Below are 12,745 nucleotides of genomic sequence, written 5' to 3' on the forward strand. Positions count from 1 at the left end.
AATATGGAATTATTTCACGCACAGCCAATAGTAAACTCAATTCTTTATTCTTTTTTAGGAATTGTAATCTTATTAATCGGTTATTATATTATCGAAAAACTGACTCCAGAAAATACTTGGAAAGAAGTTGTAGAAAAAAATAATGTTGCTGTTGCCATTGTTTTGGCAGCATTTATCATCGGGATTTCCATGATTATTAGTGCCGCAATTCATGGGTAAAAAGTTTCTTAGGTTTGAATTTCTTTTACTTTTTGCCGTATTTATAATTGCCACTTGCGGACTTATTTATGAGTTGGTTGCAGGAACTTTGGCGAGTTATTTATTAGGCGATTCGGTAAAACAATTTTCATTTATTATCGGCGTATACCTGTTTTCGATGGGTATAGGCTCATTTTTTTCAAAGTTTTTCAATAAGAATCTGCTTAACACATTTGTAGAAATTGAAATTCTGGTCGGACTTATCGGAGGTTTGAGCTCAGTAGTTTTGTTTCTGCTTTTTGAAAATGTAGGTTCTTTTCAATTCATTTTATATTTATTTGTTTTCGTAACCGGATTTTTGGTCGGATTGGAGATTCCGCTTTTAATGAATATTTTAAAAGATAGAGTCGAATTTAAAGATCTGGTTTCGAATGTTTTTACTTTCGATTATATCGGAGCGCTTTTAGCTTCGATACTTTTTCCGTTGGTTTTAGTTCCGAAATTAGGAATCATGGGTACCTCTCTTTTCTTCGGAATGATTAATGTAAGCATTGCTATTGCATTGTGCTTTTTATTGAAAAGAGAATTAAAGAAACCTTCTTTATTAAGAGCAAAAGCCGTTTTCTCTTTTGTATTATTATTGGTTGTTTTTATTTTTTCGAATGATATTCTCGCTTATTCGGAAGGGAAATTGTATGGGGAAAATATCATTTATACCAATTCAACACCTTACCAGCGTATCGTTTTAACGCATAATAAGAGCGATTACAGGCTTTATTTGAATAACAACCTACAATTCAGTTCTGCAGACGAATATCGTTATCACGAGGCTCTTGTGCATCCCGCAATGTCGATGGCTAAGAGTGTAAAAAACGTTTTGGTTTTGGGTGGCGGAGATGGTCTAGCGGTTCGTGAAATCCTGAAATACAAAGACGTTCAGAAAGTGACTTTGGTAGATTTGGATGAAGGAATGACAAAGCTTTTTAAAACCAATTCGGTATTGACGAATTTCAATCAGAATTCTTTGAATAACCCTAAAGTTACCGTAATCAATACCGACGCTTATATTTGGGCGAAAAATAACAAAGAAAAATACGATGTGGCAATAATCGATTTTCCCGATCCGTCCAATTATAGTTTAGGGAAATTGTATTCGCTAAATTTTTATCAAACCATAAAAACCATTTTACAGCCAGATGCTGCGGTGGTTATACAAACTACATCGCCATATTTTGCGCCTAAATCTTTTTGGTGTATTAATAAAACGGTCATGCAGGTTTTTCCGCAAGTTGATGCGTATCATGCTTATGTTCCGTCGTTTGGAGAATGGGGTTATACGATTGCCATAAACGGTTTCGGAACTACTTTTAATACCGTAAACCGAAAAGCAGACGGATTGAAATTTTACAATTATCAATTCGATCGATTCAATTATTTTACAAACGATATGATTTCCAATGAAATCGAAATCAATCGTTTAGACAACCAGATTTTAGTACGCTATTTTGATGAAGAGTGGGGAAAACTGCAATAAATCCAGAAGGAGTTTTTTAAAAGTAGTTGGCGCGGCTTTAATTGCAGTTCCGTTTCTGCAGTTTTGTTCTGATAAAATTGCGGTACTGATGATTCGTTTATCGGGCACTAAACACTTGCTTGGACATCGTTTATGGATTAAAGATTTCCCTAAACCGACGAAACAAATCCAGATTCCGTATTTAATTGTTGGCGGAGGAATTTCTGGTTTAAGTGCGGCACGCCAGTTTCATAAAAAAGGAATTTCAGATTTTTTGATAGTGGAATTAGAAAATCATTTGGGTGGAAATTCTTCCAACGGAGAAAATAAATACTCCAAATATCCTTTGGGCGCTCATTATTTGCCATTGCCGAATTTTCAGGATAAAGAACTGCTTCATTTTCTGGAAGAAGAAAAGATAATTCTGAGTTATGACGAAAAAGGATTTCCTGTTTTTGATGAATTACAATTGACTTTTGCGCCAGATGAGCGTTTATTCTACAAGAATAATTGGCAGGAAGGCGTAGTTCCAAAAGAAGGAAATTTGATTTCAGACGATTTAGAATTTGATAAATTCTTCAAAAAAATGGATGCGTTTAGAACTGCCAAAGGAGAAGACCAGAAATATTTATTTGATATTCCGCTTTACCTTTCTTCATCAGATGCAGAAACTAGAGCTTTAGATAAAATCACGATGAAACAGTGGTTCAAAAACAATCAATTTTCTTCTGAACCTTTGTTTAATTATATCGATTATTGCTGTAAAGACGATTTCGGTTTAGGAATTGACTATGTTTCGGCTTGGGCAGGAATTCATTATTTTGCTGGAAGAAAACAAGATTCGACACCCGAAAAACACGACAGCGTTTTAACGTGGCCAGAAGGAAATTCGCGTTTAGCCAATCATTTAAAAAAATATACTACAGATAAAACGCTGAAAAATTATTTGGTTTACGAAGTTAAAATCGAAAAGAATAAAGTAATTGCAAAAGCTTTTGATGATGTAAACAAAACTTCGGTTGAAATTATTGCCGATAAAGTCATCATGAGTTCTCCGCAGTTTGTAAATCAATATTTGATTGAAGACAGAAAAGCGTTTACTAAAGATTTTCATTATACGCCTTGGCTTTTGGCAACTTTAGTCGTTAATGATTTAACGGATAATTTTAGTTTTCCGCTTTCTTGGGATAATGTAATTTATGATGCGAAAGGTTTAGGATATGTTTACGATCAGCATCAGACTGTGAATCAGGTTCAGGACAAAAAAGTGATTACGTATTATTATAGTTTTTCGTCTGCCGATTTAAAGAAAACGAGAAAAGAGCTTTATAAAAAAAATAAAGATTATTGGAAACAGTTTGTTTTGAATGACTTAAAAGTAGCGCATCCAGATATTGAAGAATATACAGAAGACATCGAAGTGTTTTTATTAGGTCATGGAATGATTTCGCCTTCGCCAGGTTTTATTTTCGGAGAATCAAAAAGACAGGCTAAACAGAATATTGAAAAGAAGATCTATTTCGCGCACAGCGATTTATCTGGAATTTCGATTTTTGAAGAAGCTTTTCATCAAGGAATTAATGTTGTAAATGAAATTGTAGATGGAACAACCTTGGATTCATAAAGCCAAAACCGATTTAGCTTTTATAATTGGCCCGTCATTTTTTGTCTTGGCGATCATTTTCATTTTTCAGGACTATATTGCTCAAATTGAAGAGAATTATTCTTTTTACACTTGGCTTTTTCTGATTGTTTTTATAGATGTGGCGCACGTTTATGCAACATTATTCAAAACTTATTTTGTTGCTGATGAATTTCAGAAACAAAAAAGAAGATTGATTCTATTGCCTCTTTTTTGTTTCGTAACCGGAATTGTACTTTTCTCTTTCGGGAGTTTAGTTTTTTGGTCGTTTCTGGCTTATGTGGCTGTTTTTCATTTCATCAGACAGCAATATGGCTTTATGAGATTGTATGCGAGAAAAGAAACGAAGACCAAAATCTTGGTTTGGATTGATAATCTCACGATCTATGCTTCAACGGGATATCCAATGCTATATTGGTTTTTTTCGTCAAAGCGAAAGTTCAACTGGTTTGTAGAAAATGAATTTTTTAGGTTTGAAAATCAAAGCATTCTTGAAATCCTGTTTTGGGTTTACATTGGAATTCTAGTTTTGTATGTGGTTTACACTGCGATAAAATCAATTCAGAATCGATTTTTTAATATTCCAAAAAACAGCATTATTCTGGGAACTGCTTTGTCCTGGTATTTCGGAATTGTTTATTTTAATGACGATTTGATTTTTACTTTATTGAATGTCGTATCGCACGGAATTCCGTACATGGCTTTGGTTTATTTTAAAGAAATTGACGGAAAAACAGAATCAGAATTGGGGCGTTTGTCTTTCTTAAAACAATATAAAGGACTTTTAATTTACATTGGAATTTTGCTTTTAATTGCCTTTTCGGAAGAATTTCTCTGGGAGTTTTTTGTTTGGAATGAGAATATTAGCGTCACAAATTTTGATTTTTCGAGCTGGCAGATTTTGTTAGTGCCATTACTAACTGTTCCTCAGTTTACGCATTATTTATTGGATGGTTTTATTTGGAAAACTAAACGATGAGTTTTGGTTTTATTAGTTCTTTTGAAAACAAAAACGTCTAATTTAGCCCCGATAGAAGCGGCATCCTTTTGTGTTGGAGTTCAACACAAAAGATAAAGCGAATAGCGGGACTAAACGTGTTTTTGAAAATGAGTCTTTCTGCTTCTGAAAAAAAACTTAATTCTGCAAAGCTGTTTTTACTTTCGGCATCATTTTATCTACAAACATTTTATATGCAATTTCTGAAGGATGAAGACCATCTGAAGCAACCAAACTTGGATTGTTTAGACCTTGACGTGTAATATCTGTAATAGATACAAAAGCGATTTGATTGTTGTTGCAATATTTTTCTGCAAAGGTGTTGTATTGGTCTATTTCTGTTGAAATTGTACTGCTTTGATTTCCTGCAAGAGCTTGTCCGTATGGAGTATAGGCATAGTCTGGAATGGAAATAACTACAACATTTTTTTTGTCGCTTTTGGCAAGCATTATGGCTTTATTGACTAATTCTGGGAATTCTTGTTCGTAAACCGAAAAATTTCTGTGTTGATATTGATTGTTGACTCCAATTAAAAGTGTTACTAAATCATAATTGGATTCTGGATTTTGAGAATTAATTGCCGAAATTAAATTGGATGTCGTCCAGCCTGTTGTAGCAATTATTTTAAGCGAAATGCTACTAGAGTACATTGCAGTTAAACTTGTCTTTAATTGCTCTGGAAAACGGCATGTAGCGCATACACTTTGGCCAATGGTATAACTATCGCCTAAGGCTAAATAATTTACGGAACTTGGAATTGGCGGTTGAGGCGTTGTTGGAGGGTTTACAACGGGTGGAGTAGTGGTTGTAGGCTTAGAATCAGATTCATCTGAACTGCAGCTCAAAAGAAATACTGAAAGTATAACGGTAACTATTTGTTTAAAATGTGGTTTCATAATTTGTTTAAATTAGATTCTAGTTGCTTTAAACAAATAGTTACGTTAAATATGTGGTTTTGGATTTTAAACCATTTCGGTTTTCATCATGATTTCTTCTTCGATCGCATTCCAAAGTCCGATGCGTTTTTCAAGGGCAAGAATTGAAACTTCTTCAACTTCTTTCCATTTTTGTGCATCTTCTTCACATAATTCTGTAATCATTTGCATTGCCATTGGTCCGTGTTCATCGGCATCCAATTCGATATGTCTTTCAAAATAATAAAGCAATTTTGCTAAATCTGTTTCTGGAAGGTTTTTTTGAAAATTTTTCAAAATCTGAGTAAACATACTCGGAATCAAATCTTCTCTTCCAAAGGTAAATGCAGCAGCAATTTCGTGTGGTTTTCCTTCTTCGATTACTCTAAAAGTAAAGTCCAAAAACGATTTTACATTTGGGTGCAATGAACTTTGTTTGATGGCAACAAATATATTATGAAGGGAATGTACTTCTGATAAAAAATTTAAAATTCCAGCTGTATCAGCTCCACAAGCTTCCATTGCTTCTAAATACATTTCGTAATGACTTTGTCTTCTTCCGTCGATTGTTAAATCTGTTTCTTCGGCAAGAACAATTTCATTAATTAAGTAACGAGTTTCTGGGTTTTTAGTAGCAAACCAAGGCGTTGTTGTACATGTAAGTTTGGCTTGTAATGCTTTTAAAAGTGACATAAAATCCCAAACAGCAAAAACGTGAGTTTCTAGAAAGCTGTGTAAGTCGTCTATGTTTTGAATCTTATTATATAATGAGTGGTTTAATAGTTGATCTTTTTGCGGTTGGATACTTTTGTTTATCGCTTCGATATTCATTTTAGAAAATTTTGATGCAAAGATAAAAAGCTTCTTTATTAAAGAAGCTTTTTTTAGATTGATTTTGTATATATTTTAATAAATATCAATTATTTAAATGCCGGAATTCCTGTTACATCCATTCCTGTTATTAGTAAATGAATATCATGAGTTCCTTCGTATGTAATGACACTTTCAAGGTTCATCATGTGGCGCATAATAGAGTATTCGCCAGTGATTCCCATACCTCCAAGCATTTGTCTTGCTTCTCGCGCAATGGTAACTGCCATGTTTACGTTGTTGCGTTTTGCCATCGAAATTTGTGCAGTTGTTGCTTTGCCTTCATTTCTTAGAACACCTAAACGCCAAGTTAATAATTGCGCTTTTGTAATTTCGGTAATCATTTCTGCCAGTTTTTTCTGCTGTAATTGCGTACCTCCAATTGGTTTTCCGAACTGTATTCTTTCTTTTGAATATCTTAAAGCAGTATCATAACAATCCATTGCAGCGCCAATTGCACCCCACGCAATTCCGTAACGAGCAGAATCTAAACAGCCAAGTGGAGCACCAAGACCAGATTTATTTGGCAAAAGGTTTTCTTTAGGCACTTTTACATTATCAAAAATCAATTCTCCAGTTGCAGATGCACGAAGCGACCATTTATTGTGTGTTTCTGGAGTTGTAAAACCCTCCATTCCGCGTTCTACGATTAAACCATGAATTCGGCCTTCCTCATTTTTAGCCCAAACAATGGCAATATCTGCAAACGGAGCATTTGAAATCCACATTTTAGCACCATTTAAAAGATAATGATCTCCCATATCTTTAAAATTGGTGATCATACTTCCTGGATCTGAACCGTGATCTGGCTCGGTTAAACCAAAACAGCCAATGAATTCACCTGTTGCCAGTTTAGGCAAGTATTTCATTCTTTGTTCTTCGTTTCCATATTTCCAAATCGGATACATTACCAAAGAAGACTGAACAGATGAAGTAGATCTTACACCAGAATCACCTCGTTCAATTTCCTGCATAATTAGTCCGTAAGAAATTTGGTCTAATCCAGCACCTCCATATTCAACAGGAATATAAGGTCCGAAACCACCAATTTCGCCAAGACCTTTAATAATTTGTTTAGGGAATTCTGCTTTTTGAGCATATTCTTCTATAATAGGAGATACTTCTCTTTTAACCCATGCACGAGCTGATTCACGAACCAATTTGTGTTCGTCTGTTAGCAAATCGTCTAAGTTGAAATAATCTGGAGCTTGAAATAGGTCTGGTTTCATTTTTTATTAATTTTAGCAAAGCAAATTTACACAATAAAAATATAACAAATACAAGTAAAATTGTTATATTTTTTTATTGCAAAAATAAAATTAATAGGAATTTGGCAAATAAATTGTAGTTTATTGATAATTTATAGACTATTTTTGAATTCCAAAAACAAAATTAAATGAGGCTGATCATCTCTTTTTTATTTTTCTTGATACTTAATACCGGTATGGCTCAAACAAAAAAGGAGTTTACTGAGCAAGAGTATCTAGAATTACAGGATAAAATTCGTTTCAGCATGAATGGTAACTTTGACCAAGGTCTAGAGTATGCGGCTGAATTACAGAAATCTAAAAACGAAGAGCACGTAGCTTTTGCTTATGGTGCAGGATCATATATATATGAATTAAAAAATAATAGAGTTAAATGCGATGAATGGTATAGAAAAGCATTGACTTATTATGATAAACTTCCAGAATCTGTTGAAAAAATAAATCTAAGGGCTTACCTATATAATTATAGAGGATTAACGGAATGGAAAAGAAAGAATTTCAGTAATGCTTTAAGTAATTATCAGGAAGGAATTAAACTTTCGACTAAAACATCTGATGTTATACAGATCGTAAAATTTAAAAGTAATATTGCTTTAGTTAATGAAGAAGTAGGTAACTACGAACTTGCTATTAAGAATCTTAGGCAGAATAGTGACTTTGTAGATAAGAATGAAAGCCTATATGAAAAAGACCAATTTCAAAATAATAAAAGTAATATTTATACCAATTTAGGAAATGTCTATGAAGGATATTTCATGAAGGAACGCGGTAAAACAATTTTATTAGATTCCGCCGAGTACTTTTATAAAAGAGCAATAACTTATTCTCAAAATTATTTAAACAATAAAATTGCCTCTACGCTTAGTTTAGGAAATATTTATTTGTACAAGAAAGATTTTAAAAATGCAGAGCGAACTTACTTTGATATTGCGATGTATGCAAAACAAAATAATGATGAAGGTTATTATAGAATTGCAAATTACAATTTAGGAGATCTTTATTATTCTCAAAAAAAGTACGACAAGGCTTTGGTTTTTTTGAAAAAAGTGGATTCTATTTCTGTTAAAGGAAAAAAGATAGATAGAATTTCTTTTCAATCTAATTACCTGCAGGCTAAAATTTATAATGCAAAAAATGAACCTGAATTAGCATTCAAACACTCTAAATTATATCTGGATTCTTATGAACAATTTGAAGGAGATTTAAGAGAAGAAGCTTTAGAAGTTAATTACAAATTAGGAACAGCTAATCTAAGTGATGAGATGATTAGTATCCAGGAAAAGTATAAGTATGAGGTTTTATGGAATAAAGCGCTAAAAGTTTTCTATGTTATTTTAGTAATAGGAATTGTGTTTTTTCTAATTAAGAATATTCGAGATAAAAATAAAGCACAGAAGAAAATGAATGCTTTAATTGAAGAATTTAAAGCTAATTTGGAGAAAAAAGAAATTGAAAAAGCTGAAATCGAAAAAGCGGCAATTGAGAATACAGTATATGTAGAGGAAGTTCCAGAATTGGAAGAAGCTCTCTTTAAAAAGGAAAATGCGAATCTTAGTATTGACGAGGCAAAAGAAAATAAAATTGTAGAAAAACTATTGGCATTAGAAGATAAACTAGAATACTTAAATGCAGATTTTACGCTTTCGTATGTCGCCAAAAAAATCAAAACCAATACAACCTATTTATCTTATGTTGTGAATAAAAGATTTGGTAAATCTTTTGGAGAGTATTCAAATGAGTTGAAGATAAATTATGTTATTAATCAAATGATTACCAATCATTTATATCGTAAATATTCGACTCAAGCAATTGCAGAAAGTGTAGGTTTTAAAAATGCAGTTTCATTTGCAAAATCGTTTCGCAAAAGAACTGGAGTGTCTCCAGCTCAATTTGCGAACAATATTTAAAGCTGATATTAACCACTTCCATTTCCACTACCTTTTGCGGGATTGTTTGTTGGATCAACAGGATCGCCATCTCCACCTCTTATAACTTTCTGAGCTTCTTTATTTAATTTCTCTATTTCGAAGTCTTTTATATTTGATATTTTAGTTTTCATGTCTCTCTTTTTTTGGATTGCTTCAAAATTTAAATTTTTATATTTTCATTTGATTAATAAGAATTAGCCACCAATCACACCGCTTCCATTTCCGCTTCCTTTTGCAGGATTGTTTTTTGGATCAACAGGCTCGTCATCACCTCCTCGTACAGCTTTTTGAGCTTCTTTATTTAATTTTTCAATTTCAAAATCTGTGATTTTTAATAAATTAGTTTTCATATCTTTCTTTTTTTGGATTGCTTTTATATTCTATTTTTTATATTTTGATTAATAAGAATTAACCACCAGTCACGCCGCTTCCATTTCCGCTTCCTTTTACAGGATTGTTTGTTGGATCAACAGGCTCTCCATCACCTCCTCGAATAACTTTTTGAGCTTCTTTATTTAATTTTTCAATTTCAAAATCTGTGATTTTTAATAAATTAGTTTTCATATCTTTCTTTTTTTGGATTGCTTTTATATTCTATTTTTTATGTTTTGATTAATAAGAATTAACCACCAGTCACACCGCTTCCATTTCCGCTTCCTTTTACAGGATTGTTTTTTGGATCAATAGGTTCGTCATCACCTCCTCGTACAGCTTTTTGAGCTTCTTTATTTAATTTTTCTATTTCGAAATCTGTGATTTTTAATGAATTAGTTTTCATATCTCTCTTTTTTGGATTGCTTTTTATATTCTATGTTTATCTTTTTTTATTTGATTAATTAAGGTTTAACCACACCACTTCCATTTCCGCTTCCTTTTGCAGGACTGTTAGGATCTGTAGGTTCATCTCCCCCGCCCATTACCGTTTTTTGGGCTTCTTTATTCAATTTTTCTATTTCGAAATCTGCGATTTTTAGTGAATTAGTTTTCATGTCTTTCTTTTTTTGGATTGCTTTTATATTCTATTTTATATGTTTTTTTTATTTGATTAATTAAGGGTTAATCACACCACTTCCATTTCCACTTCCTTTTACAGGATTATTTGTGTCATTTCCTCCGCCTTTAATTGTTTTTTGAGCTTCTTTGCTTAATGTCTCTACTTTAAAATCTCCTAATGTTAATGTTGTATTTTTCATGTTTTAATTTTTTTTAGTTTAAATTTTTGTACTATTAATCTTTCATAAATATTTTTTTACAGCTTTCTCAAATGCGACAAAAAGAGCGCTGAAAATTGGTTTATGCTAAAAGTTTTTTGGGTTTTATTTTGGTCAAAAGCAGTAAAAAATCGAATTTTATTTGTGAGGTAAAACTTTCAAATCACGGCCTGCTTTTTGCTTTATAGGGGGAGTTTTTTTCTTCTGATTTGAGGTTTTTTTTGACGATTTGAAGCCGTTTTTTAAACCTCTTTTTTATGATTTTTGTTCTTCAAAATCATAAGATTTTCTTGTCCTTATTTTCATGTTTTTCGATGTTTAGATTATTACTTATCCAAAACTAGAGAAAAACCGAAACCGTTAATCGAAAATGGGCTCTGTGAGCTTTTTAGAGGGAAAAAATAAACGTAATCATTTGTTATATAACAGTTTGTGATAGGTACTATACTTGGTATAATTTATAAATTGTATGTGGTATAATTAATAAAATGTATGTGTTTATGCGATTTTTATCAATAAAAACACCAATATTTGCAGTGTAATTATGATTTAAAAACGATCAAAAACGATGCTAAAACTGGTCCAAAAATTTCTACAAATCAATCGATACTCAGACATAAAAAATGAGTTCAAGGATCTGTTTTTGTCTCATCCAAACTATCCGAGTTTGTTTGCCATTACAGACTCGTTCGATTTGCTTTCGGTAGAGAACGCAGCGGTGAGAGTTTCGAAAGAACAAATAGTAGATTTACCACCTAACTTTTTGGCGTATTTTAAAGATGAATTAATTCTTGTAGAAAAGATTAAAAATGGTGTTCGTATTACAACATCAAAAAAAGGAAGTCAGAAATTATCTTATGACAATTTCCTTTTAGATTGGAATGGAGTTATTGTAGCGATCGAACCAAATAATGTTGTTGCAAGAGAAAATTTTAAAGTAGAATATAATTGGATAAAATATTTTTTACCGCTTTTACTTTTAACAGGTTTATCATTTTTCTATAATGGTTACAATTTATTAAGTTCAGTTTTTTTAGTGACTTCTGTAATAGGTCTAATTGTAAGCATTTTTATTGTGCAACAAAAATGGGGAGTCAAAAATACGGTGATTTCTAAATTCTGTAATTTAAGTTCTAACTCTTCTTGTCATTCAGTTATAAGTTTCAATGATGATATAGCTAATAAATGGTTGAGCTTTTCAGATTTACCATTATTATTCTTTAGTTCGAGTATCATTGCCATCTTAGTATCGCCAGCAAGCTCTGCTGTATTTGTTGGATTTTTAAGTCTTTTGGCAATTCCATTAGTAGTTTGTTCTATTTGGATACAAAAATTTGAAATTCAAAAATGGTGTGTGATGTGTTTAGCAGTGTCATTCATTATCTTAATTCAGAGTATTGCTTGGTTTTCATCAGATCTTTTTACATTAAGTTTTAGCTTAAATACTGTTTTTCCTTATGTATTTTCTCTTTTGCTTTTAATCCCGATCTGGGCTGCAGTAAAAGTGATGATTAAGAATATGCTAGACAATGAAAACTCATTAAAAGAGCTTAAGAAATTTAAGAGAAATTACTCACTATTAAATTTCTTATCTAAAAAAGTAAAATATACAAAAGGATTTGAAGATTTGAGAGGTTTAACTTTTGGAAACAAAAGTGCATCTGTAAGACTTTCTGTGATTTTAAGCCCAAGTTGTGGGCATTGTTATAAGACTTTTCAAGAGGCATTTGAATTGGTAATGAAGTTTCCAGATAAAATTTATTTAAACGTTCTTTTTAATATTAATCCAGAAAACAACGATAATCCTTACAAGGCGGTTGTTGAAAGACTTTTAACGATAAACAGAACGACTCCTGGAAAAACTGTTGAAGCGATTTCAGATTGGTACATCAAAAGAATGATACACAAGAAATGGCTTAAAAAATGGAATGTTGATTCTGTAAGTATGATGATAAGCCAAGAAATTCAGAAACAATACGATTGGTGTTCAATGAATAATTTTAATTATACACCAGTTAAAATTGTAAATGAAAGGCTGTTTCCGAACGAATATGAATTGAATGAGTTGAAATATTTCTTAAATGATTTTGTAGACGAAGTTCAAGTATTAGAAAAAATCGCTTAGTAAGGACAAAAGTTCTACTTTGAAAAATAAGAATAATATTAACCCCACTAATACCTGCAGTTATGTTAAAGAATATTT

15 protein-coding genes are annotated in these 12,745 nt (G+C 32.0%); 6 read left to right on the forward strand and 9 right to left on the reverse strand.

Translation table 11 applies throughout. The annotated features are described in order from the left end of the window. Positions 1–3: 3 nt before the first annotated feature. The 4 genes from OD917_RS13140 to OD917_RS13155 are packed head-to-tail and all read left to right on the forward strand — an operon-like array spanning position 4 to position 4,332. A complete protein-coding gene (locus OD917_RS13140) occupies positions 4–219 on the forward strand; it encodes a DUF350 domain-containing protein (protein ID WP_008466189.1) in 216 nt (71 codons plus the stop codon). After that, positions 212–1,732, forward strand: a complete 1,521-nt coding sequence (locus OD917_RS13145; RefSeq protein WP_263523931.1) for a polyamine aminopropyltransferase — start codon at positions 212–214, stop codon at positions 1,730–1,732. The genes OD917_RS13140 and OD917_RS13145 overlap by 8 nt, the downstream gene beginning before the upstream one ends. Further along, positions 1,707–3,335 (forward strand): NAD(P)/FAD-dependent oxidoreductase, encoded by a 1,629-nt coding sequence (locus OD917_RS13150; RefSeq protein WP_263523932.1) that lies wholly within the window; start codon positions 1,707–1,709, stop codon positions 3,333–3,335. Before OD917_RS13145 ends, OD917_RS13150 begins: the two co-directional genes overlap by 26 nt. Beyond that, positions 3,313–4,332 carry a hypothetical protein gene (locus tag OD917_RS13155; protein WP_263523933.1) on the forward strand — a complete coding sequence of 340 codons (1,020 nt, stop codon included), beginning with the start codon at positions 3,313–3,315 and terminating at the stop codon, positions 4,330–4,332. Before OD917_RS13150 ends, OD917_RS13155 begins: the two co-directional genes overlap by 23 nt. A gap of 156 nt (positions 4,333–4,488) precedes the next feature. Here the strand turns inward: OD917_RS13155 and OD917_RS13160 are convergent, their stop codons facing one another. From OD917_RS13160 to OD917_RS13170, 3 genes are all read right to left on the reverse strand, one after another. Beyond that, positions 4,489–5,247, reverse strand: coding sequence for an SGNH/GDSL hydrolase family protein (locus tag OD917_RS13160; RefSeq protein ID WP_263523934.1), 759 nt, complete (start codon positions 5,245–5,247; stop codon positions 4,489–4,491). A gap of 66 nt (positions 5,248–5,313) precedes the next feature. Next, a complete protein-coding gene (locus tag OD917_RS13165; protein ID WP_263523935.1) occupies positions 5,314–6,096 on the reverse strand; it encodes a DUF3050 domain-containing protein in 783 nt (260 codons plus the stop codon). Positions 6,097–6,185: 89 nt separating this feature from the next. Next, positions 6,186–7,364: an acyl-CoA dehydrogenase family protein gene (locus OD917_RS13170; protein ID WP_263523936.1), complete on the reverse strand. Its 1,179-nt coding sequence runs from the start codon at positions 7,362–7,364 to the stop codon at positions 6,186–6,188. Positions 7,365–8,998: 1,634 nt separating this feature from the next. Between OD917_RS13170 and OD917_RS22610 the strand changes: the two genes are divergently transcribed. Then, a complete protein-coding gene (locus OD917_RS22610) occupies positions 8,999–9,310 on the forward strand; it encodes a helix-turn-helix domain-containing protein (RefSeq protein ID WP_411970387.1) in 312 nt (103 codons plus the stop codon). 8 nt (positions 9,311–9,318) lie between these two features. Here the strand turns inward: OD917_RS22610 and OD917_RS13180 are convergent, their stop codons facing one another. The 6 genes from OD917_RS13180 to OD917_RS13205 all read right to left on the reverse strand — a co-directional run bounded on the left by OD917_RS13180 (position 9,319) and on the right by OD917_RS13205 (position 10,524). Beyond that, positions 9,319–9,462, reverse strand: a complete 144-nt coding sequence (locus OD917_RS13180) for a hypothetical protein (protein WP_263523938.1) — start codon at positions 9,460–9,462, stop codon at positions 9,319–9,321. Between the two features lie 63 nt (positions 9,463–9,525). Continuing rightward, positions 9,526–9,681, reverse strand: coding sequence for an rSAM-modified peptide (locus OD917_RS13185; RefSeq protein WP_263523939.1), 156 nt, complete (start codon positions 9,679–9,681; stop codon positions 9,526–9,528). 58 nt (positions 9,682–9,739) lie between these two features. Further along, positions 9,740–9,895 (reverse strand): hypothetical protein, encoded by a 156-nt coding sequence (locus tag OD917_RS13190; RefSeq protein WP_263523940.1) that lies wholly within the window; start codon positions 9,893–9,895, stop codon positions 9,740–9,742. A gap of 58 nt (positions 9,896–9,953) precedes the next feature. Continuing rightward, on the reverse strand, positions 9,954–10,109 hold the full coding sequence (locus OD917_RS13195) for an rSAM-modified peptide (protein ID WP_263523941.1): 156 nt from the start codon (positions 10,107–10,109) through the stop codon (positions 9,954–9,956). A gap of 58 nt (positions 10,110–10,167) precedes the next feature. Continuing rightward, positions 10,168–10,320 carry an rSAM-modified peptide gene (locus OD917_RS13200; protein WP_263523942.1) on the reverse strand — a complete coding sequence of 51 codons (153 nt, stop codon included), beginning with the start codon at positions 10,318–10,320 and terminating at the stop codon, positions 10,168–10,170. A 60-nt stretch (positions 10,321–10,380) separates the two neighbouring features. After that, on the reverse strand, positions 10,381–10,524 hold the full coding sequence (locus OD917_RS13205) for an rSAM-modified peptide (RefSeq protein ID WP_263523943.1): 144 nt from the start codon (positions 10,522–10,524) through the stop codon (positions 10,381–10,383). Between the two features lie 661 nt (positions 10,525–11,185). On the opposite strand from OD917_RS13205, the gene OD917_RS13210 reads away from it, so the two are divergent. Next, a complete protein-coding gene (locus OD917_RS13210; RefSeq protein ID WP_263523944.1) occupies positions 11,186–12,667 on the forward strand; it encodes a vitamin K epoxide reductase family protein in 1,482 nt (493 codons plus the stop codon). Positions 12,668–12,745 lie beyond the last annotated feature (78 nt).

The organism is Flavobacterium sp. SH_e, assembly GCF_025717045.1.
Lineage (GTDB): Bacteria > Bacteroidota > Bacteroidia > Flavobacteriales > Flavobacteriaceae > Flavobacterium.

Excerpts from the sequence above, each read along its gene's own strand:
- OD917_RS13185 (WP_263523939.1), bottom strand. The coding sequence starts at position 9,681 with ATGAAAACTAATTTATTAAAAATCACAGATTTTGAAATTGAAAAATTA.
- OD917_RS13195 (WP_263523941.1), bottom strand. The coding sequence starts at position 10,109 with ATGAAAACTAATTCATTAAAAATCACAGATTTCGAAATAGAAAAATTA.
- OD917_RS13190 (WP_263523940.1), bottom strand. The coding sequence starts at position 9,895 with ATGAAAACTAATTTATTAAAAATCACAGATTTTGAAATTGAAAAATTA.
- OD917_RS13155 (WP_263523933.1), top strand. The coding sequence starts at position 3,313 with ATGGAACAACCTTGGATTCATAAAGCCAAAACCGATTTAGCTTTTATA.
- OD917_RS13145 (WP_263523931.1), top strand. The coding sequence starts at position 212 with ATGGGTAAAAAGTTTCTTAGGTTTGAATTTCTTTTACTTTTTGCCGTA.
- OD917_RS13165 (WP_263523935.1), bottom strand. The coding sequence starts at position 6,096 with ATGAATATCGAAGCGATAAACAAAAGTATCCAACCGCAAAAAGATCAA.
- OD917_RS13150 (WP_263523932.1), top strand. The coding sequence starts at position 1,707 with ATGAAGAGTGGGGAAAACTGCAATAAATCCAGAAGGAGTTTTTTAAAA.
- OD917_RS13170 (WP_263523936.1), bottom strand. The coding sequence starts at position 7,364 with ATGAAACCAGACCTATTTCAAGCTCCAGATTATTTCAACTTAGACGAT.
- OD917_RS13200 (WP_263523942.1), bottom strand. The coding sequence starts at position 10,320 with ATGAAAACTAATTCACTAAAAATCGCAGATTTCGAAATAGAAAAATTG.
- OD917_RS13160 (WP_263523934.1), bottom strand. The coding sequence starts at position 5,247 with ATGAAACCACATTTTAAACAAATAGTTACCGTTATACTTTCAGTATTT.
- OD917_RS13180 (WP_263523938.1), bottom strand. The coding sequence starts at position 9,462 with ATGAAAACTAAAATATCAAATATAAAAGACTTCGAAATAGAGAAATTA.
- OD917_RS13140 (WP_008466189.1), top strand. The coding sequence starts at position 4 with ATGGAATTATTTCACGCACAGCCAATAGTAAACTCAATTCTTTATTCT.
- OD917_RS13205 (WP_263523943.1), bottom strand. The coding sequence starts at position 10,524 with ATGAAAAATACAACATTAACATTAGGAGATTTTAAAGTAGAGACATTA.